An 18,918-nucleotide genomic window follows, 5' to 3' on the forward strand; every position below is an offset into this window, starting at 1 on the left:
GTTTTCATGCATATCGGTATCCTCCAGGCGGGCCATACGCCGCCGGAACTTCGTGCCGAACTCGGCGATTACGACGCCATGTTCGCGCGCCTCCTCGACGGACACGGCTTCACGTTCTCCGCCTGGGACGTCGAGAACATGGTCTTCCCCGAAGACGTGCACACCGCCGATGGCTGGCTCGTCACCGGGTCGCGTCACGGCGCCTACGAGGATCATCCCTTCATCCCGCCGCTCGAACGCTTCGTGCTCGACGCGATGGCGGCGGACGTGCCTGTGGTCGGCATCTGCTTCGGCCATCAGATCGTCGCGCAGGCGCTGGGCGGCCGCGTCTCGAAATTTTCCGGCGGCTGGGCCCTCGGCCGGGCGGACTACGCCACGGCGGGCGGGCATACGCTGACGCTGAACGCGTGGCATCAGGACCAGGTGACGGACCTGCCCCAGGGGACCGTCGTGCTGGCCGGCAACGAATTCTGCGTCAACGCGATCCTGGCCTACGGGCGCCGCGCCTTCACGGTGCAGCCGCATCCCGAGTTCGACAACGCGCTGATCGACAGGTTCGTGTCGCTCCGCCGCGGGACCGGCACCTATCCGGACGATCTGATGGATGCGGCCGCCGCCGGGACCGGGAGCCCGGTCGATGCCGACCGGATCGCCGCCGCCGTCGCGCGGTTCTTCACGACACGGGTGGCCAATGTCGAAGCCTGACCTGACGCACGACCCCCTGCCCGCCTCCGGCCCCGATTGGGTGGAACGCGCGCCGCCGCATGCCCGCGCCTACGCGCACGGCCGGCGGCTCGACGAGGTGGAATGCATCGTCGCCGACCTGTCGGGCATCGCCCGCGGCAAGGCCATGCCGGCGGCCAAGTTCGCCAAGCAGAGCCATTTCTACCTGCCGAACTCGATCTTCCAGCAGACGATCACCGGCGACTGGGCCGACGATGGCGACGCGGCCTTCCTCGAGCCGGACATGGTGCTGACGCCGGACTTCTCGACCGCCTGCGCCGCGCCCTGGACCGCCGACTGGACGATGCAGGTCATCCACGACATGCACGACCAGGCCGGCGCGCCGGTGCCGATGGCGCCGCGCAACGTGCTGAAGCGCGTCGTCGGCCTCTACCACGAACGCGGCTGGAAGCCGGTCGTCGCGCCGGAAATGGAGTTCTACCTCGTCGCGCGCAACGTCGACCCGTCCGTCCCGGTGGAGCCGCCGATGGGGCGCTCGGGCCGGCGCGCCGCGGCGCGGCAGGCCTATTCGATGTCCGCGGTGGACGAATACGGTCCCGTCATCGACGACATCTACGACTTCGCCGAGGCGATGGGACTGGAGATCGACGGCATCCTGCAGGAGGGCGGCGCGGGCCAAGTGGAGATGAACCTGCGCCACGGCGACCCGGTCAAGCTCGCCGACGAAATCTTTTACTTCAAGCGCCTGATCCGCGAGGCGGCGCTGCGCCACGATTGCTACGCGACCTTCATGGCCAAGCCGATCCAGGAAGAGCCGGGCTCGGCCATGCATATCCACCATTCGGTCGTCGACATGGAGACGGGGCGCAACCTGTTCGACGGCGGCAACGGGACCGAGACGCCGGCGTTCCTGCATTTCATCGGCGGGATGCAGCGGCACCTGCCCTCGGTCATCGCCCTGCTCGCGCCCTACGTGAACTCCTACCGGCGCTACGTCCGGGACTTCGCCGCGCCGATCAACCTCGAATGGGGGCGCGACAACCGCACGACCGGCCTGCGCGTGCCGGTCTCCGAGCCGGAGGCGAAGCGGGTGGAGAACCGGATCGCGGGGATGGATTGCAACCCGTATCTGGGCCTCGCCGGCTCGCTCGCTTGCGGCTATCTCGGGCTAGTGGGGGAGATCGACCCGGCGCCGCAATTCACCGGCGACGCCTACGATTCCGGCGAAGGCATCCCGCGCGACCTGTCCGCCGCGCTGGACCAGTTCGATGCCGATTCCGAGATCCGGGAGGTCCTGCACCCGCACTTCGCCGCGATCTATTCGGCGGTGAAGCGGCTGGAGCACGGGGCATTCCTGCAGGTCATCTCGCCCTGGGAGCGCGAGCACCTGCTCCTGAACGTATGAGCTGGCTGCACGCCAACGGCGACGGCTGGCCCGGCACGCTCTACGACGAGGGGCTGCCGCCCGCGCCGGAGCATCCGCCGCTCCGGGGTCGGCGCACGGCCGATCTCTGCGTCGTGGGGGGCGGGATCACCGGGCTGTCGGCGGCGCTCCACGCGGCACGGGCGGGCATGTCGGTCGTGGTGCTGGAGGCGCAGCGCGTGGGCTGGGGCGCGTCGGGGCGCAACGGCGGGCAGATCGGGCGCGGGTTTAACTGGTCGCAGCGGCAGCTGGAGGCGAAGCTGGGCGAGCGGACGGCCCGGGCGCTGTGGGAGCTGTCGGAGGAGGCGGTGCGGACGACGCGGGAGGCGCTGCCGCCGGAGGCGGGGCACCGGTCGGGCATCCTGACGGCGGCGCGCTCGGACGGGGAGCGGGCGCGGATCGCGGCGGATGCCGAATGGATGAACGAACGCTACGGGACCGACGCGCGGGTGCTGGACCGCGACGAGATCGCGGCGGCGATCGGGACGCGGGCCTATGCGGGCGGCGTGCTCGACCGGGTGGGCGGCACCTGCAACCCGCTGGCCTATATCCGGGCGCTGGCGCGGCAGGCCACCGAGGCGGGCGCGGCGATCCACGAACGGTCGGAAGTGCACCGCATCCACGGGACGGAGGTGGCGACGGCGCAGGGGGCCATCGCCGCGCGGTTCGTGCTGCACGCGACGAACGGGTATTCGCCGCACCTGACCGGGCCCACGGCGGCGCGGGTGCTGCCGATCAACAACTACATCGCAGCGACCGCGCCGGTGCCGGGGGCCGAGGGGAGGGACGGCTTCGCGGTGGCCGACGACCGCTTCGTGGTGAACTACTTCCGGTGGACGCCGGAGGGGCGGCTCATCTACGGCGGCGGCGAGAGCTACGGCCGCCGCTTCCCGCGCGACATACCGTCAAAGGTCCGCGCCAACCTCGTCCGCGTCTATCCGGAACTGGCGGAGGTGGAGCTGACCCATGCCTGGGGCGGCACGCTCGCGGTGACGGCGACGCGCCTGCCGTATCTGGCGGAGGTGGCGCCGGGCGTCTTCGCGGCGGGGGGCTATGCCGGGCACGGGCTGGCGCTGGCGGGCCTCGCGGGGCAGGTAGCGGTCGAGGCGATGCGGGGCGAGCGCACCCGCCTCGACCTCCTCGCGCACCTCCCTGTGCCGGCGTTACCGGGCGGGCGGATCTTCGGGCCGTGGGCGGCGCAGGCGGGGATGGTTTTGGGGGCGATGCGCGATCGGCTTTAGCCGACCGATCGCTCCGGTGGAGCGATCGGAGCGCAGAGCGCCCGAAGCGCAAGCGGAGGGCTTAGAATCGGTTTTGATCCTCCTGCGTATGCAGGGGCCGAAACGGAGGCACCCGCCCGGCCGAGGGGGGCGTGGAACACGCCCGCCGTGGGGGCGGACGGGCGTGTGCCGGGCCGCCGGCCGACCCAGCTTTGTGGGTGTGGTGAGATCCAGCATCGAGTGGACTGGGGGTCCGATGGAGCGGCCAAACCGAACATCCCGCCCATATGGAATGGGCCGACTTTCAATAAATAAAATGCAAGGGGGAGGGCCGGGCGAAGTCTACAGTTGCGCGAATGACGAAGAACGACCGGTGGGTTGACCTAACTCTACGCTATGCAACGTCAACTCATCAAAATGCGTTGTTAAGATCAATATTAAGGCCAGCAGCTTTCATTTCCCTAGCCAGAGCACCCTTCCATGCTCCGGCACCATCTATAAGGTGATATATTATCCCATGAAAGTCGGACGGAATTTCAACATCTTTGTCGCGCAGAACCACGACACGTTCCCTTCCTATTTTAGCAACAAAGTAACCTAACTCCAAGACTGCGTTCTGTCTTGCTCTGGGCTTTAACTGTTTATTATCGACCTCCTCAAGAGATCCCCCCATATCGTCCGCTGTAAATAGTATTACTGCGAATGATGCTGAAGATTCCTCTTCGAACTTCTCGATTATTGTTCGACCCCTGTTCGGTTCATCTCTCAATACAACGGGTTGAAGCCTAAGCTTATGAACCAGTAGTTCTACCTGATGTGTTGCCGCGTCACGGTGACCGTGAACTATAAAGACGCGTTCTTGACCATCACTTATTGGCCGAACAGGATGCGAGAGTCTTTCAGTTATCTCGCGTGTCTGATCCAGCTCCGACGAACTTCCAAAAAGTCTTATTACCCTCAAAACGCGTCGTATTCTTATACCCAGATCTTCTAAATCTTGACTTTGATACTGATACTGATCCTCACCAATCCGTAGATCGTTTAGCTTTGCAAATAGTTCTTCAGGCTCACGGGCGCGCGCATAATCTACTGCATCCTCCAAAAGTTCTTTGAACATTCTCCATAAACGAGTCTTTTCTTCGTTTTGGTATGATGCGTAATCTTGGTTGTTTCTTTCAAACTCAACGGAATCTAATAGATTCTGAAATTCGTTGAAGAACTCGTGCATACTCATAATGCGATTGTCCCCATAAACTCCCGCCACTCCCCCTTAGACATCCCGGACGTCTCCTGCGTCACCTCCTCGCCCGCCAGCATCCGCCGCACGCACTCGACCCCCCGGGCGGAGAGCGACGCGCCGCCCAGCCGGTAATCCTCGAAGGCCGCGTAGGCGGCGGGGACCCAGTCGCGGACGATCTCGCAGAGCGCCTCGGCGTAGACGCGGATTTCCATCTGGGCGTGGGGGTCGGCGCGCAGGCGCAGGAAGTGGAACAGGTTGTGCAGGTCCACCTTCCAGTACCATTGCGTGTAGACGTTCGCCGGCAGGTTCATCCGCGCCAGCTCCCGCGCGAGACCCTGCTGGCCCTCCTGCGAGATCATCGCCTCGTAATGGTCGTAGGCGCGGTTCGCGTCGTCGCGGAGCCAGTCGAGCACCCGCGCCGCCTCCTCCCCCTCGAGCGCCGCGCCCCGGCCCTGGTTGTTGACCTCCGACTGCGCGGCGAGGTGTTCGGGCGCGGGGATGTAGAACTCCCGGTCGAGGATCGAGTAGCGGGCGGAATATTCGTTCACGTTGGCGGTGCGGTGGCGGATCCATTGCCGCGCCACGAAGACCGGCAGCTTCACGTGCAGCTTGACCTCGCACATCTCGAACGGCGTCGAGTGCCAATGCCGCATCAGGTAGCGGATCAGGCCCGTGTCGCTCGAGACGGCCTTGGTGCCGCGCCCGTAGCTCACCCGCGCGGCCTGACAGATCGCCGCGTCGTCGCCCATGTAGTCCACCACCCGGATCATCCCGTGGTCGAGCACGGAATGGGCGGTGTGGAGGTGGCGCTCCATCCCCTCGGCCACGGCGCGCAGCGTAGGGGTGGGCGTCGCGCGAAGCTCCTCGATCTCGGCCAGCTGTTCCGGTGTCATGTCGTCCCTCGCATCGGTTCCACGGGGAGGCTACAGGGCACCTTGCGCGCGGGACAGAGGGGCGGCGTGATTTCGAGCGCCCGCGTCCTAGGTGCCGCGGGGAACAGGAATGGAGGGCATATGCCGACGACTTATCTGCACACCATGGTCCGGGTGAAGGACCTCGACGCGACGATGGATTTCTTCAGGATGCTGGGGCTCACCGAGCGCCGCCGGATCGAGAACGAGAACGGCCGCTTCACCCTCGTCTTCATGTGCCCGCCCGAGCAGGCCGACGGAAAGGCGGACGTGGAGCTGACCTACAACTGGGACGGCGACGACAAGCTGCCGGACGATTCGCGGCATTTCGGGCATCTGGCCTACACGGTGGACGACATCTACGAGATGTGCCGGACGCTGCAGGAGGCGGGCGTGACCATCAACCGGCCGCCGCGGGACGGGCACATGGCCTTCGTGCGCTCCCCCGACAACGTGTCGATCGAACTGCTTCAGGCGGGCGACGCGAAGGAACCGCAGGAGCCGTGGGCGAGCATGGAGAATACCGGCCACTGGTAAGGGGCCTCGCCGTCGATCCGGGCCTGTCGCTCACAGAGGACAGCGCCCGGCCTTGCGGTCGGGCGGACGGGTCACGCGCGATGGTTCGGGCAGTTGATCCGTTGCCCTAGTCCACGGGAAGGACGGCCGCGGCGACGCGCCGGCCTTCCCCCACCAGCACGTTGTAAGTGCGGCAGGCGGCGGGCGTGCTCATCGCCTCGAGCCCCAGACCCGTCGCCTCCACCGCTTCGCGGAGCTCGCGTGGGATGTGGGCGATCTCGGTGCCGGTGCCGACGAAGATCACGTCCACCTGCCCGGCGAAGGCGGTGAGCGCGTCCGCATCCGCGTAGCCGCCCCAGCCGCGCAGGCCGCCGGGGTGGACGATCACCGCGCCTTCCACCACGTCACCGCCGACGCGGAAAAAGCCGGGGCCGTAGCCGTCGAAGGGGCGGGCGTCGTCGAAAGTCATCTCGGTCAGTTGCATGGGGGTCGAGTTAGGGCCCGGGGCTCAGTCGAACAAGGGCAGACCCGCCACCACCGCCGCCGCGACGACGAGATGGGCAAGCGTGCGATAGAGCCGCTCCGCCTCCGGCCGGAACAGCGCGGCGCCCACCAGCGTGGCGAGCATGTAGACTGGCAGGAGGACGAGGCCGACCCCGACGGCGCGGGCCGGCAGGGCGTCCTGCAGCCAGAGAAGCGGCAGGAAGGCGCAGTTCACGACCGTCAGGAAGGTCGAGACGTTGGCGCGCATCCGACCCGCCCCGTCGCCCGAGGCCAGCGTCGTCAGGATCACCACCGGGCCGAGCAGCCCCGTCGCGCCGCCGACCAAGCCCGCCGCCGCGCCGAGGGATAGGCGCGGCGCGGGGCCGGAGCCGAGGCGCAGCTTCCAGCCCGACAGGACCGCCGCGAGCGTTCCCGCCACGATGAGGCACATCGCCCAGCGGAGCGGGACCGGGTCGGCCCGCGCGAGAAGCCAGATCCCGGCCGGCATCGTCGCCACTGCGGCCAGTATCATCCATGTCGTGGCGCGCCGCTCCGATTGCGCCCATGTCCGCGGCAGCATGGTGACGACCGAGCCCATGCCGATCAGCGACATGATCGCGACCGCCGCTTCGGGCGGAACGACGCTGGCGGCGATCGGAAGGAAGATGAGCGCGGTCCCGAAACCGGCGAAGCCGAAGCAGAGCCCGGCGACGATGGTGGCGATCAGCAGCCAGACCAGCCCCGGCTCCGCCAGGGCCGATCCGAGCGCGTCAGGCATCGATGTCGGCAAATTGCGTGCCCGCCTCGGAGGGCTTCTTCGGGTCGCGGTCGATGCCGAGCATCAGGACGATGTTCTTGGCGACGTAGACCGAGGAATAAGTGCCGACGATGATGCCCCACAGGATCGCGAAGACGAATCCCCGGATCACGTCGCCGCCGAGGATCAGGAGCGCAAGAAGCGCGATCAGCGTGGTGCCGGAGGTCATCAACGTCCGGCTCAGCGTCTCGTTGACGGCGCGGTTCATGACCTCGATCAGCGGCGTCTTCTTGAACTTGATGAGGTTCTCGCGGAGCCGGTCGAAGATCACGACCGTGTCGTTGATCGAATAACCGATGATTGTGAGAAGCGCCGCGATCGTGGCGAGGTCGAAGCGGATCTGCAGGAGCGAGAACAACCCGATCGTTACGATCACGTCGTGGAACAGGGCGGCAACGGCGCCGACCGAGAACTGCCATTCGAAACGCAGCCAGATATAGACGAGGATCGCGAGCAGCGAGGCGCCGACCGCGAGGAGCGCGGTGGTGATGAGCTCGCCGGAGACCTTCGGCCCGACAGATTCGACCGACGGGAAGGTGATCGAGGAATCGACCTCCTGCAGCGCCGTCTCCACCGCGGCGATCGTGTCGGCGGTGACCGCCTCCGCCCCCTCCTGCGCCTGGATGCGGATTTGCGCGACGTTCTGGTCGGCCTCGAAGGTCGGGTCGAACACCTCCGTGATCGTGACGTCGCCGAGCCCCAGCGGCGCGATCGCGTCGCGGTAAGCACCGACGTCGACGCTCTCCGCGCTCTCGGTGCGGATCGTCGTGCCGCCGAGGAAGTCGATACCGAAGTTCAGCCCGATGGAGAGCCAGATGACGAGGCTCGCGATCACCGCCACGACCGACGCGCCGAAGGTGAGGTTGCGGTACTTGAAAAAGTCCCAGTTCGTCTCGTCGGGAACCAGTTTCAGGCGCATGTCAGACCTCGATCTGCTTGGGACGGCGGCGCTCGAACCAGAGCACGATCAGAAGTCGCGTGACGAAGATCGCCGTGAAGACGGATGTCAGGATGCCGATGCCCAGCGTCACCGCGAAGCCGCGGACGGGGCCGGATCCCAGCAGGAACAGGATCACCGCGATGATGAAGGTGGTGATGTTGGCGTCCACGATCGCCGAGAGCGCCCGCTCGTAGCCCAGCTCGATGGCGCGGGCGGGACCGCGGGCGGTCTTCAGTTCCTCGCGGATGCGCTCGAAGACGAGGACGTTGGCATCGACCGCCATGCCGATCGTGAGCACGATCCCGGCAATGCCCGGCAACGTCAGCGTGCCGCCGATGAGGCTCAGGATGCCGAAGATCAGCAGGACGTTCACGCCGAGCGCGACCGTCGCGAACACGCCGAAGAGCCCGTAGCTCGCGATCATCAAGACGACGACGGCGACCATCGCGACGATGGAGGCGACCTTGCCGGCGTCGATGCTGTCCTGCCCGAGCTGCGGCCCGATCGTGCGCTCCTCCAGGAAGGTCATCTCGGCGGGAAGCGCGCCGGCGCGCAGCAGGATGGCGAGGCGGTTCGCCTCCTCCACGTCGAAATTGCCGGTGATCTGGCCTGAACCGCCGGTGATCGCCTCGTTGATGCGCGGCGCGGTCACGACCTCCTCGTCGAGAACGATCGCGAAGGGCGCGCCCACGTTCTCGGCCGTGTAGACGCCGAAGGCGCGCGCGCCGGCCGGGTTGAAGCGGAAGGTGACGGCGGGCCGGCCGTTCTGGTCGAAGCCGGGCTGGCTGTCCACGAGATCGTCACCGGTGACGACGGGCGTGCGCTCCAGCGTGTAGAACTCGCCATCGTCGTCGAGCGACCGCACGAGGAGTTGGTTGCCGTCGACCCGCGCGTTCGGGTCCGTGCCGCGACTGACGACCGGGTGGAACGTCAGGCGCGCGGTGGTTCCGATCAGCGCCTTGAGCTCCTGCGCGGAACCGATGCCGGGCACCTGGATCAGGATGCGGTCCTCGCCCTGACGCTGAATCGTCGGCTCCCGCGTGCCGGCTTCGTCGACGCGGCGGCGAATGATCTCGAGCGACTGCTCCATCGTGCGGTCGTCGGTCGCCGCCCGCTCCGCTTCCGAGAGTTGCAGCGTCAGCGTGTCGCCCGAGCCACTCACCTCGATGTCGTTCTGACCGACCCCGCCGAGCGAGACGATGGGCTGCGCCAGTGCGCGCACGGCGTCGACGGCGGCCTGAAGCCCTTCGGGCCGGCTGATGCGGACCTGAAGCGTGCCGGGCGCGCCGTCCTGCCGGCGGATCGTGCCGACCTCGTCGCGCAGGGACCGGAGCGTGTCGCGCACCTCGGGCCAATAGCCGTCGATCCGGCCCGCGTAGACGTCGCCGAGCTGCACCTCGGCCAGAAGATGCGCGCCCCCGCGCAGGTCGAGGCCCAGATTCATCAGCGATGCGGGGAGCCAGTCGGGCCAGGCCGCGCGCCCCGCGGTCAGATCCGGCGTCTCGACCGAGCCGCGCTCCAGGGCGGTCACGGCGTCGTTGTGGCGCTCGACGCGGGAATAGAACGCGTTGGGCAGCGCCAACGCCAGACCCGCGAGGCAGACGACGAGAATCGTCAATCGCTTCCAGAGCGCGATCTGGAGCATGTCAGGTGGCCGGATCGGTCTTGGAAAGGACCTGCGCGACCGTGGCGCGGACGATGCGCACGCGCACGCCGTCGGCGATCTCCACCTCGATCTCGTTGTCGTCCTTGACCTTGCTCACCTTGCCGACGATGCCGCCCTGCGTGACGACCTGATCGCCCCGGCGAAGGGCTGCGACCATGGCGCGATGCTCCTTCACCTTCTTCTGCTGCGGGCGGATCAGGAGGAAGTACATGATCGCGAAGATCAGGATGAGGGGCACGAAACTCCCGAGCCCGGCGGCAGCGTCGGCCATCCCCTGCGCGTTGGCGGCGGTTACGAACATGTCCTATCCCTTCGGTTCCGGGGCATCGTGGCGCACCCCTGCCAGAAATCGTGGGCGAACCTATGCGCCGCATATCGGGCGTGCAAGCAGCGGTGGCAACCTCTGGCCGCGCGGGAAGCGCTGTGGCATGTCGCGGGCGACGCGACGACATCGGGGAACCGAGCCATGCACGACATCCGCACCATCCGCGACGACCCTGCCGCCTTCGACGCCGCGCTGGCGCGTCGGGGACTGGCGCCAGTCTCGGCCGACCTGCTCGCTCTCGACGAGACGCGCCGCCGCGCGATCACCGGGGCGGAGGCCGCGCTGGCGGATCGCAACGCCGCCTCGAAGCAGGTGGGCGCCGCCAAGGCCGCGGGCGACGACGCGGAGTTCGAGCGGCTGCGCGTGCTCGTCGCCGCCAAGAAGGACGAGATCGCGGCCCTCGAGGACGAGGCACGGAAAGCCGACGAGGCCTTGCGCGCCGCGCTTCTCGAGATCCCGAACCTGCCGGATGCCGACGTCCCCGACGGCAAGGACGAGGCCGACAATGTCGAGATCGCCCGCTGGGGCGAGCCCGCGACCTTCGACTTCGCTGCGAAGGAGCATTTCGAGATCGCGGGCGTGATCCCGGGCATGGATTTCGAGACCGCCGCCAAGCTCTCGGGCAGCCGCTTCGTCCTGCTCCGCGGCGCGGTCGCACGCATCCACCGGGCGCTCGCGCAGTTCATGCTGGATACGCATGTGGCCGAGAACGGGCTGATGGAGCACATGACCCCCGTACTGGTGCGCGACGACGCGATGCTCGGCACCGACAAGCTGCCGAAATTCGGCGACGACAGTTTCCTGACGCGCGAGGGCTACTGGCTCATCCCGACCTCCGAGGTCACGCTGACCTATTCCATTGCCGGGGACGTGCTGGACGAGGCCGCCTTGCCCCGCCGCATGGTCGCGCACACGCTCTGCTTCCGCTCGGAAGCGGGCAGCGCCGGTCGGGACACGGCGGGGATGCTGCGCCAGCACCAGTTCGAGAAGGTGGAGATGGTATCGGTCACCCATCCCGACCGGTCGCGGGCGGAACTCGACCGGATGACCCGTTGCGCCGAGGGCATCCTCGAGCGGCTGGGCCTGCCCTACCGCACCGTCGTGCTCTGCACCGGCGACATGGGCTTCGGCGCGCGGCGCACCCACGACATCGAGGTCTGGCTGCCGGGCCAGGGCACCTACCGCGAGATCTCGTCCTGCTCGACCACCGGCGATTTCCAGGCCCGCCGGATGAACGCGCGGTTCCGCCCCGCGGGCGGCGGCAAGCCCGATTACGTCCACACGCTGAACGGCTCCAGCCTCGCGGTCGGCCGCTGCCTCATCGCGGTGCTCGAGAACGGCCAGCGTGCCGACGGTTCCGTCGCCCTGCCCGAGGTGCTCGGCCCTTGGCTCGGCGGCCGGCTGACGCTAACGGCCGAAGGCGAGCTGGTCTGAGCCGGGAATGAGTATTTGAGCCAAGAAGAAGCGGGAATGCGCCTTCTTCTTGGTCCGAATACTCCCGCCGGAGGCTCCGCGACCCGCCCCCTGCGCCGCCGTCAGATGGTCGCGACGAGACCGGGCAGATCCGCGAGGCTCACGATGCGGCGGAAGCGCGGCGCGTCCTCGGGGGCCTCGGCGCGCTCCAGCGCCCACTCGATCTCGGAGGGGCAGAACACGCCCCAGGCGCCGGCCTCGATGGCCGGGATCACGTCGGATTTCATCGAATTGCCCACCATCAGCGCGCGGTCCGGCCCGTCGCCGTGGCGCGCGAAGGCGCGGCGATAGGTGGCGGGGGTCTTGTCGCTGACGATCTCGACCCCGTCGAACAGATCGCGCAGGCCGGATTCCGCGAGCTTTCGCTCCTGGTCGAGCAGATCGCCCTTGGTGATCAGCACGAGGTTGTGAGAGCCCGCGAGCGCCCGCACCGCGTCTTCCGCTCCGTCGAGAAGATGGACGGGATGGCGCAGCATTTCTCGTCCCTCCGCCAGGATCTCGCCGATGACGCTTGCCGGCACCCGGCCGTCGGTCACCTCGATCGCGGTCTCGATCATCGAGAGCATGAACGCCTTGATGCCGTATCCGTAATGTCCGAGGTTGCGACGCTCCGCATCGAGCAGACGTTCCATCAGGTGGTCGCTCTCCGCATGGTCGGCCAGCAGCGCGGCGAAGCGCTCCTGCGTCAGGCGGAAGAAGTTCTCGTTCTGCCAGAGCGTGTCGTCGGCGTCGAACCCGATCGTGGTAACCGTCATGCCGCGACCCCCTTTCCTCGTGCGCCGCGTTCATTATATCAAGGCACGCAGCCCGTCACCCCGCCAATGGATCGCCCCCCATGTCTCCGCTCGAGATCACAGCCATGGCCCAAACTCCCGACGACGGCGACGGCGACACCTCCGTCGTCACCAAGACCCGTCCGAAGACCGCCAAGCCCCCGCTCTACAAGGTCATGCTCCTGAACGACGATTACACGCCGATGGAATTCGTCGTGATGGTGCTCGAGAAGTTCTTCCAGATCGGCCATTCGCAGGCCGTCGAGATCATGCTGACGGTGCACAAGCGCGGCCTCGCCGTGGTCGGCGTCTTCAGCCACGAGATCGCCGAGACCAAGGTGGCGCAGGTCATGGATTACGCGCGCCGCCACCAGCATCCGTTGCAATGCACGATGGAGAAAGAGGACTAGTCCTCCCTTCACGGTCGTGCAGTCCCGCCTGTCCCTCGCCCACGCGGCCGGTGCCGTGACCTTTCCCGAGGGACGGGTGGCGCTGTTCCGTCCGCCCGTCGATCTCGACCTGGAAGGGCTCGATCCCGGGCGGCTTGTCGCGGTGCACGGCTTCAGACCGGACCACGACGCCCTCGCGGGGCGCGGGCTGGCGGTCGCACCGGAACTTGAGGGCGCGCTCGACGGCGCGGTGGTCTTCGCCACGCGCTCGAAGGCCTTCGCCCGCGCGCTTATCGCCCGGGCCTGCGCCGCCCTGCCCATGGGCGCGCCGGTCGTCGTCGACGGGCAGAAGGGCGACGGGATCGACTCGCTGCTGAAGGCCTGCCGCGCTGCGTTCGACGTGGGCGAGGTCTTCTCGAAGGCGCATGGCAAGTGCTTCGCCTTCCCGGCCGCGCCGGCGCCGGCGGACTGGACGGACGGACCGATCGAGGCGGACGGGTTCGTCACGCGACCGGGGGTCTTCTCCGCCGACGGCATCGATCCCGGCTCGGCCCTGCTCGCCGCGGAGATGGGACCGCTCGCCGGGCGGGTCTGCGATCTCGGCGCGGGCTGGGGCTTCCTCGCGCGGGCGGCGCTCGCCTCGCCGGACGTCACCGAGGTGGCGCTGGTCGAGGCGGAGCGGATCGCCCTCGACTGCGCCCGCTCGAATGCCCCCGATCCGCGCGCCGTCTTCCACTGGGCGGACGCGACGCGCTTCGAGGCGGCGCCGTTCGACCACGTCATCTGCAACCCGCCCTTCCACACGTCCCGCAAGGCCGATCCCGAGCTTGGCCGCGCCTTCGTGCGAGCCGCAGCCCGGCTGACCGCGCCGCGGGGCCGGTCCGTCTTCGTGGCGAACCGGCACCTGCCCTACGAGGCGACGTTGCAGGACGCGTTCGGCTCCGTCGTGGTGCTCGGCGAAATGGCGGGCTACAAGGTGATCCAGGCCGAGAGACCGCAGCGGAGCCGCGCATGAGCCTCAGCATCGAAGGCAAGACCGCCATCGTCACGGGGGCCGCGAACGGGGTCGGCCTCGCCATCGCCCGGCACTTCGTCGAGCAGGGGGCGAACGTCGTCTTCGCCGACCGCGACGAGAGCCGGCTCGAGGCGGAGGTGGGCGACGCGCAGATGGAGGAAGGCGCCCGCCTGCATTACTTCGCGGGCGATCTGCGGGAACGGCTGACCATCGCGAACCTGCTTTCGGCCACGATCGACGCCTACGACCGCGTCGACATCCTCGTGAACGCTTCGCGCCAGATGCTGATCACCGACCCGCTCGACGCCGAGGACAACTCGGTGATGACGCTCCTGGAGCAGAACCTGATGACCGCCCTGCGCCTGAGCCAGGCGGTCGCCAAGCGGATGATCCATCAGGCCGCCCGGGACGGACAGGACGAGGGGATCATCGGCACGATCGTCAACGTGGGCTCCATCGCCGGACGGCGTACGCAGCCGGAGCTTCTGGCCTACTCGATCAGCGCCGCCGCGCTCGATCAGGCGACGCGCAGCCTCGCGGTCTCGCTGGCGGCCGAGCGCATCCGCGTCAACGGCATCGCCCTCGGCTCGGTCATGTCGAACAACCTGCAGATTCGTCTGGCCGATGCCGAGGAGTTGCGGCAGGGCATCATCGACGCCACGCCGCTCGGCCGGATCGCCGCCCCGTCCGAGCTTGCCGAGACGGTGCAATACCTCGCCTCCGACGCGTCGGGCTTCATGATCGGCCAGGTCCTGACCGTGGACGGAGGCCGCACGCTGATCGACCCGGTGGTCGAGCCGGCGCACTGAGCGGCGCGATTGCGGCGCATCCCCGCCCCGCCTATATGCCGCCCATGCCCGACACGCTTCTAACCAACGCCCCGCCGCTGCCGCCCGAGATCGGCCGCCGCCGCACCTTCGCGATCATCTCGCATCCGGATGCCGGCAAGACGACGCTGACCGAGAAGTTCCTTCTCTACGGCGGCGCGATCCAGATGGCGGGACAGGTCCGCGCCAAAGGCGAGGCGCGACGCACCCGGTCGGACTTCATGAAGATGGAGCAGGACCGCGGCATCTCCGTCTCCGCCTCGGCGATGTCCTTCGACTTCGCGCGGGGGACGGAGCGCTACCGCTTCAACCTCGTCGACACGCCGGGCCACTCGGACTTCTCGGAGGACACCTACCGCACGCTCACGGCGGTGGACGCGGCCGTGATGGTGATCGACGGGGCCAAGGGCGTGGAGAGCCAGACGCGGAAGCTCTTCGAGGTCTGCCGTCTGCGCGACCTGCCGATCCTGACCTTCTGCAACAAGATGGACCGCGAGAGCCGGGACACGTTCGAGATCATTGACGAAATTCAGGAGAACCTCGCCATCGACGTGACGCCGGCCTCCTGGCCCATCGGCGTCGGGCGCGACTTCATCGGCTGCTACGACCTGATCCACGACCGGCTGGAGCTGATGGACCGGGCGGACCGGAACCGCGTCGCGGAAACGGTGAAGATCTCGGGCCTCGACGACCCCAAGCTCGTCGAGCGTGTGCCGGCCGACCTGCTGGCGACGTTGCGCGACGAGCTGGAGATGGCACGGGAGCTTCTGCCGCCGATGGATGCGGCCGCCTTCCTCGAGGGCTCGCTCACGCCGATCTGGTTCGGCTCCGCGATCAACTCCTTCGGCGTGCAGGAACTGATGGCCGGCATCGCCGAATACGGCCCACCCCCGCAGCCCCAGCGCGCCGAGCCGCGGCAGGTGAGCGCCGATGAGACGAAGGTCGCGGGCTTCGTGTTCAAGGTGCAGGCCAACATGGACCCCAAGCACCGCGACCGGGTGGCCTTCGTCCGCCTCGCCTCGGGGCATTTCGAGCGCGGCATGAAGCTCATGCACGTGCGCTCCAAGAAGCCGATGGCGATCTCGAACCCGGTCCTGTTCCTCGCCGCCGACCGCGAGCTCGCCGAGGAAGCCTGGGCCGGCGACATCATCGGCATCCCGAACCACGGCCAGCTCCGCATCGGCGACGCGCTGACCGAGGGCGAAAGCTTGCGCTTTACCGGCATCCCCTCCTTCGCGCCCGAACTCCTGCAGGGGGTGCGCGCGGGCGACCCGATGAAGGCCAAGCATCTCGAGAAGGCGCTGATGCAGTTCGCCGAGGAGGGCGCGGCCAAGGTCTTCAAGCCCGCCATCGGCTCCGGCTTCATCGTCGGCGTGGTCGGCGCGCTGCAATTCGATGTCCTGGCGAGCCGGATCGAGCTGGAATACGGCCTGCCCGTCCGCTTCGACGCCTCGCAGTTCCAGTCCGCGCGCTGGCTCTCCGGCCCGAAGGACGCGGTCGAGGGCGTGATCGCGAAGAACAAGCAGCACATCGCCCATGACAACGACGGCGACCCGGTCTTCCTGACGCGCCTGCAATGGGACATCGACCGCATCGAACGCGATCACCCGGAGGTGACGCTGTCGGCGACGAAGGAGATGATGGGGTGATCCCGCGCGCCACGGTCGCCGCGGCGCTCGGCCTGCCCGCGACGACGGACGCGCTCCCAGAGGGCGACCTGCCGCTCGACCGCTTCGCCGCGCGTTACGTGGCCTACCTCGTCTCCGGTGAGACCGAGAGCGGTGCCGCGGATGGCTGGACCGGGGCGGTGATGGACCACCTGATCGCGGAACATCCCGATCTGGCGCTGGACGCGATCCGCGCCGGATTGCCGCAGGACGAGGCCGATTGCCTCTCGGACCCGCTCGCGGACCTTGCGCAGCGTCCGGGCATGTCGACCGTCATATCGCGCGCAGCGTCAGGCGACCCCGCCCTTGCCCGACTGGTCGACCGCGCGAATGCCGGGGGCGATTGAGTGAATCGGCCCGGGCCGACTGCCCGGAGCGATCCTGTAGTAATCGGTCGGGTGAGGTCAGACGACCTTCGCGTCCATCGTGATCTCCGTCGCCAGAAGCTTGGAGATCGGGCAATTCGCCTTCGCCGTCTCGCAGGCGTCGAGTACGTCCTGCTCCGATGCGCCGGGCACGCTTACCGTCACGTCGAGATGCGACTTGGTCACGGCGAACCCGCCGTCGACCTGATCGAGCGTCACCGTGCAATCCGTGTCGATGGCCGAGGGCGTCATCTCGCTCTGACCCAGCACCATGCTGAGCGCCATCGAGAAGCACGAGGCATGGGCGGCGGCGATCATCTCCTCGGGATTGGTGCCCGGCTTGTCCTCGAATCGCTGGCCGAAGCCGTAGGGCTGCTTGTCGAGCGCGCCGGATTCCATGGAGACCGTGCCCGTGCCCTCCTTCAGACTGCCTTCCCAATGGGCGGAGCCGTGTTTCTTCGGCATGTCGTATCCTTTCATCCGTGTTGCCGGCAGTAACCCGCAGCCGCGCCCGGCCGTTCCCTCAGACGGCTCCGTCAGCCGACATTGACCGCCGGCCTTCCTTTTGATACTGGTTTCGCGCCTGCCGAATGCGGGCAGACGTTACCGCGGGGCGCACAGGCAGATCGGCGTCCCACAAACCCCAGAGTGGTCCGGCAATACGGCCCTCCGCTCCAAACAGGACGCTCATGACCAGCTTTACCGACCTGAACCTCGATTCGAAGGTTCTCAAGGCCATAGAGGCCGCCGGATACACGACACCGACGCCGATCCAGAAGGGGGCGATTCCCCCCGCGCTCCAGGGGCGCGACGTGCTCGGCATCGCGCAGACCGGCACCGGCAAGACGGCGAGCTTCACGCTGCCGATGATCACCATGCTGTCGAAGGGCCGGGCCCGTGCGCGGATGCCGCGCTCGCTCGTGCTCGCCCCCACGCGGGAGCTCGCCGCGCAGGTGGCCGAGAACTTCGACACCTACGCCAAGGGCAGCCGCCTGACCAAGGCGCTCCTCATCGGCGGTGTCTCCTTCAAGGAGCAGGACCAGCTCATCGACCGCGGCGTCGACGTGCTGATCGCCACGCCGGGGCGGCTCATCGACCATTTCGAGCGCGGCAAGCTGCTGCTGACCGGCGTGCAGATCATGGTCGTGGACGAGGCCGACCGGATGCTCGATATGGGGTTCATCCCCGATATCGAGCGAATCTTCGAGATGACGCCCTTCACCCGCCAGACGCTGTTCTTCTCGGCGACCATGGCGCCGGAGATCGAGCGGATCACCAACAAGTTCCTCTCGAACCCCGAGCGGATCGAGGTCGAGCGGCAGAATTCCACCTCGGACGCGATCGAGCAGATTCTGATCGAGCACACGCCCCGGCGGCGTGACATGGCCGCAAAGGACAAGCGCGAGATCCTGCGGACGATCATCGAGCGTGACGGCGCGGCGCTCCGCAACGCGATCATCTTCTGCAACCGCAAGACCGAGGTCGACGTGGTGGCGAAATCGCTCCGCAAGCATGGCTACGACGCCGAGCCGATCCACGGCGATCTCGACCAGTCGCAGCGGACGCGGACGCTCGATGGGTTCCGGGACGGCACGCTGCGCTTCCTCGTGGCCTCCGACGTGGCGGCGCGCGGCCTCGACATCCCGAACGTGAGCCACGTCTTCAACTTCGACGTCCCGAGCCATGCGGAGGATTACGTCCACCGGATCGGCCGCACCGGCCGTGCCGGCAAGACCGGTATCGCCTACACGCTCTCGACCCCGTCGGACTCAAAGTATCTCGACGCGATCCAGCATCTCGTCGGCTCGGAGATTCCGCGCGGCGAAAACCCGTGGAGCGCGCCAGCGCCCAGGGGCAAGCCCGACGAGATCGAGGAGGAGGCTCCCAAGCGCACCGCCTCCCGCTCGCGGAGTCGGAAGAAGGACAAGCCGGAGGCGGTGGTGGAACCCGCTCAGGAGGCGCCGGCAGATGTCGCCGTGGCCGAGGAGCCCGTGGCCGCACCGCGCGACAATCGCTGGGACCGGGGCGGACGTGCTGACGAGGATCGCGGGCCCCGCCGTGGCGGACGCGGCCGGCAGGACAGCGGCCCGAAGGTCGTCGGTCTGGGCGACCACGTGCCGGGCTTCATCGAGATGAGCTTCGAGGAACGGCGCGCCGAGGGCTGACGGCCCGCCCGGCGGCGGA

Annotated in this window: 20 protein-coding genes; 11 read left to right on the forward strand and 9 right to left on the reverse strand. The window is 67.9% G+C overall.

Features of this window, described 5'->3' with window-relative positions:
- Positions 1–6 precede the first annotated feature (6 nt).
- The 3 genes from Q1A87_RS01125 to Q1A87_RS01135 are packed head-to-tail and all read left to right on the forward strand — an operon-like array spanning position 7 to position 3,348.
- Entirely contained in the window at positions 7–705 is a 699-nt protein-coding gene (locus Q1A87_RS01125; RefSeq protein ID WP_299646180.1) for a type 1 glutamine amidotransferase, read from the forward strand.
- The gene (locus Q1A87_RS01130; RefSeq protein ID WP_299646183.1) at positions 692–2,089 is read left to right on the forward strand and encodes a glutamine synthetase family protein; all 1,398 of its coding nucleotides are present in this window, start codon (positions 692–694) and stop codon (positions 2,087–2,089) included. The genes Q1A87_RS01125 and Q1A87_RS01130 overlap by 14 nt, the downstream gene beginning before the upstream one ends.
- On the forward strand, positions 2,086–3,348 hold the full coding sequence (locus tag Q1A87_RS01135) for an FAD-binding oxidoreductase (protein WP_299646184.1): 1,263 nt from the start codon (positions 2,086–2,088) through the stop codon (positions 3,346–3,348). The genes Q1A87_RS01130 and Q1A87_RS01135 overlap by 4 nt, the downstream gene beginning before the upstream one ends.
- A gap of 391 nt (positions 3,349–3,739) precedes the next feature.
- On the opposite strand, the gene Q1A87_RS01140 is transcribed toward Q1A87_RS01135, so the two are convergent.
- Both Q1A87_RS01140 and thyX read right to left on the reverse strand, forming a co-directional pair.
- Complete coding sequence (locus Q1A87_RS01140) at positions 3,740–4,561, reverse strand: nucleotide-binding protein (protein ID WP_299646187.1); 822 nt, start codon at positions 4,559–4,561, stop codon at positions 3,740–3,742.
- Positions 4,558–5,460, reverse strand: coding sequence for an FAD-dependent thymidylate synthase (gene thyX, locus Q1A87_RS01145; RefSeq protein ID WP_299646189.1), 903 nt, complete (start codon positions 5,458–5,460; stop codon positions 4,558–4,560). Before thyX ends, Q1A87_RS01140 begins: the two co-directional genes overlap by 4 nt.
- Positions 5,461–5,580: 120 nt before the next feature.
- Between thyX and Q1A87_RS01150 the strand changes: the two genes are divergently transcribed.
- Positions 5,581–6,015, forward strand: coding sequence for a VOC family protein (locus Q1A87_RS01150; RefSeq protein ID WP_299646191.1), 435 nt, complete (start codon positions 5,581–5,583; stop codon positions 6,013–6,015).
- 106 nt (positions 6,016–6,121) lie between these two features.
- Here Q1A87_RS01150 and Q1A87_RS01155 read toward each other — a convergent pair whose 3' ends face one another.
- Genes Q1A87_RS01155 through yajC form a run of 5 tightly spaced genes read right to left on the reverse strand, consistent with a single transcriptional unit; the run spans position 6,122 to position 10,201 of the window.
- Entirely contained in the window at positions 6,122–6,478 is a 357-nt protein-coding gene (locus Q1A87_RS01155; protein WP_299646193.1) for an Mth938-like domain-containing protein, read from the reverse strand.
- A 24-nt stretch (positions 6,479–6,502) separates the two neighbouring features.
- Complete coding sequence (locus Q1A87_RS01160) at positions 6,503–7,255, reverse strand: sulfite exporter TauE/SafE family protein (RefSeq protein WP_299646195.1); 753 nt, start codon at positions 7,253–7,255, stop codon at positions 6,503–6,505.
- Positions 7,248–8,213: a protein translocase subunit SecF gene (secF, locus tag Q1A87_RS01165; protein WP_299646197.1), complete on the reverse strand. Its 966-nt coding sequence runs from the start codon at positions 8,211–8,213 to the stop codon at positions 7,248–7,250. Before secF ends, Q1A87_RS01160 begins: the two co-directional genes overlap by 8 nt.
- A gap of 1 nt (position 8,214) precedes the next feature.
- Entirely contained in the window at positions 8,215–9,879 is a 1,665-nt protein-coding gene (gene secD, locus Q1A87_RS01170; protein WP_299646199.1) for a protein translocase subunit SecD, read from the reverse strand.
- Position 9,880: 1 nt separating this feature from the next.
- A complete protein-coding gene (gene yajC / locus Q1A87_RS01175; protein WP_299646201.1) occupies positions 9,881–10,201 on the reverse strand; it encodes a preprotein translocase subunit YajC in 321 nt (106 codons plus the stop codon).
- Between the two features lie 165 nt (positions 10,202–10,366).
- On the opposite strand from yajC, the gene serS reads away from it, so the two are divergent.
- Entirely contained in the window at positions 10,367–11,659 is a 1,293-nt protein-coding gene (gene serS / locus Q1A87_RS01180) for a serine--tRNA ligase (protein WP_299646203.1), read from the forward strand.
- Positions 11,660–11,760: 101 nt separating this feature from the next.
- On the opposite strand, the gene Q1A87_RS01185 is transcribed toward serS, so the two are convergent.
- Positions 11,761–12,453, reverse strand: a complete 693-nt coding sequence (locus Q1A87_RS01185; RefSeq protein WP_299646204.1) for an HAD family hydrolase — start codon at positions 12,451–12,453, stop codon at positions 11,761–11,763.
- A 104-nt stretch (positions 12,454–12,557) separates the two neighbouring features.
- Here Q1A87_RS01185 and clpS point away from each other — a divergent pair, with 104 nt between their 5' ends.
- Genes clpS through Q1A87_RS01210 form a run of 5 tightly spaced genes read left to right on the forward strand, consistent with a single transcriptional unit; the run spans position 12,558 to position 16,716 of the window.
- Entirely contained in the window at positions 12,558–12,881 is a 324-nt protein-coding gene (clpS, locus tag Q1A87_RS01190) for an ATP-dependent Clp protease adapter ClpS (RefSeq protein ID WP_299646206.1), read from the forward strand.
- 55 nt (positions 12,882–12,936) lie between these two features.
- Complete coding sequence (locus Q1A87_RS01195; RefSeq protein ID WP_299646208.1) at positions 12,937–13,875, forward strand: methyltransferase; 939 nt, start codon at positions 12,937–12,939, stop codon at positions 13,873–13,875.
- A complete protein-coding gene (locus tag Q1A87_RS01200) occupies positions 13,872–14,684 on the forward strand; it encodes an SDR family oxidoreductase (protein WP_299646210.1) in 813 nt (270 codons plus the stop codon). Before Q1A87_RS01195 ends, Q1A87_RS01200 begins: the two co-directional genes overlap by 4 nt.
- Before the next feature lie 35 nt (positions 14,685–14,719).
- Positions 14,720–16,351 (forward strand): peptide chain release factor 3, encoded by a 1,632-nt coding sequence (locus Q1A87_RS01205; protein ID WP_299646212.1) that lies wholly within the window; start codon positions 14,720–14,722, stop codon positions 16,349–16,351.
- Positions 16,348–16,716 (forward strand): hypothetical protein, encoded by a 369-nt coding sequence (locus Q1A87_RS01210; RefSeq protein ID WP_299646214.1) that lies wholly within the window; start codon positions 16,348–16,350, stop codon positions 16,714–16,716. The genes Q1A87_RS01205 and Q1A87_RS01210 overlap by 4 nt, the downstream gene beginning before the upstream one ends.
- A gap of 57 nt (positions 16,717–16,773) precedes the next feature.
- On the opposite strand, the gene Q1A87_RS01215 is transcribed toward Q1A87_RS01210, so the two are convergent.
- A complete protein-coding gene (locus Q1A87_RS01215; RefSeq protein WP_299646216.1) occupies positions 16,774–17,199 on the reverse strand; it encodes an OsmC family protein in 426 nt (141 codons plus the stop codon).
- A gap of 224 nt (positions 17,200–17,423) precedes the next feature.
- Between Q1A87_RS01215 and Q1A87_RS01220 the strand changes: the two genes are divergently transcribed.
- Positions 17,424–18,899, forward strand: coding sequence for a DEAD/DEAH box helicase (locus Q1A87_RS01220; protein WP_299646218.1), 1,476 nt, complete (start codon positions 17,424–17,426; stop codon positions 18,897–18,899).
- Positions 18,900–18,918: the final 19 nt, after the last annotated feature.

The sequence above is a fragment of the uncultured Jannaschia sp. genome (genome assembly GCF_947494055.1).
In the GTDB taxonomy this organism is placed as follows: Bacteria; Pseudomonadota; Alphaproteobacteria; order Rhodobacterales; family Rhodobacteraceae; genus Jannaschia.

What these genes read in the sequence shown, in the direction of transcription:
- Q1A87_RS01185 (WP_299646204.1), bottom strand. Translation starts at nt 12,453, where the DNA reads ATGACGGTTACCACGATCGGGTTCGACGCCGACGACACGCTCTGGCAG.
- Q1A87_RS01135 (WP_299646184.1), top strand. Translation starts at nt 2,086, where the DNA reads ATGAGCTGGCTGCACGCCAACGGCGACGGCTGGCCCGGCACGCTCTAC.
- Q1A87_RS01200 (WP_299646210.1), top strand. Translation starts at nt 13,872, where the DNA reads ATGAGCCTCAGCATCGAAGGCAAGACCGCCATCGTCACGGGGGCCGCG.
- Q1A87_RS01205 (WP_299646212.1), top strand. Translation starts at nt 14,720, where the DNA reads ATGCCGCCCATGCCCGACACGCTTCTAACCAACGCCCCGCCGCTGCCG.
- secD (WP_299646199.1), bottom strand. Translation starts at nt 9,879, where the DNA reads ATGCTCCAGATCGCGCTCTGGAAGCGATTGACGATTCTCGTCGTCTGC.
- thyX (WP_299646189.1), bottom strand. Translation starts at nt 5,460, where the DNA reads ATGACACCGGAACAGCTGGCCGAGATCGAGGAGCTTCGCGCGACGCCC.
- Q1A87_RS01140 (WP_299646187.1), bottom strand. Translation starts at nt 4,561, where the DNA reads ATGAGTATGCACGAGTTCTTCAACGAATTTCAGAATCTATTAGATTCC.
- Q1A87_RS01215 (WP_299646216.1), bottom strand. Translation starts at nt 17,199, where the DNA reads ATGCCGAAGAAACACGGCTCCGCCCATTGGGAAGGCAGTCTGAAGGAG.
- secF (WP_299646197.1), bottom strand. Translation starts at nt 8,213, where the DNA reads ATGCGCCTGAAACTGGTTCCCGACGAGACGAACTGGGACTTTTTCAAG.
- Q1A87_RS01160 (WP_299646195.1), bottom strand. Translation starts at nt 7,255, where the DNA reads ATGCCTGACGCGCTCGGATCGGCCCTGGCGGAGCCGGGGCTGGTCTGG.
- Q1A87_RS01150 (WP_299646191.1), top strand. Translation starts at nt 5,581, where the DNA reads ATGCCGACGACTTATCTGCACACCATGGTCCGGGTGAAGGACCTCGAC.
- yajC (WP_299646201.1), bottom strand. Translation starts at nt 10,201, where the DNA reads ATGTTCGTAACCGCCGCCAACGCGCAGGGGATGGCCGACGCTGCCGCC.
- serS (WP_299646203.1), top strand. Translation starts at nt 10,367, where the DNA reads ATGCACGACATCCGCACCATCCGCGACGACCCTGCCGCCTTCGACGCC.
- Q1A87_RS01125 (WP_299646180.1), top strand. Translation starts at nt 7, where the DNA reads ATGCATATCGGTATCCTCCAGGCGGGCCATACGCCGCCGGAACTTCGT.
- Q1A87_RS01155 (WP_299646193.1), bottom strand. Translation starts at nt 6,478, where the DNA reads ATGCAACTGACCGAGATGACTTTCGACGACGCCCGCCCCTTCGACGGC.
- Q1A87_RS01130 (WP_299646183.1), top strand. Translation starts at nt 692, where the DNA reads ATGTCGAAGCCTGACCTGACGCACGACCCCCTGCCCGCCTCCGGCCCC.
- clpS (WP_299646206.1), top strand. Translation starts at nt 12,558, where the DNA reads ATGGCCCAAACTCCCGACGACGGCGACGGCGACACCTCCGTCGTCACC.
- Q1A87_RS01220 (WP_299646218.1), top strand. Translation starts at nt 17,424, where the DNA reads ATGACCAGCTTTACCGACCTGAACCTCGATTCGAAGGTTCTCAAGGCC.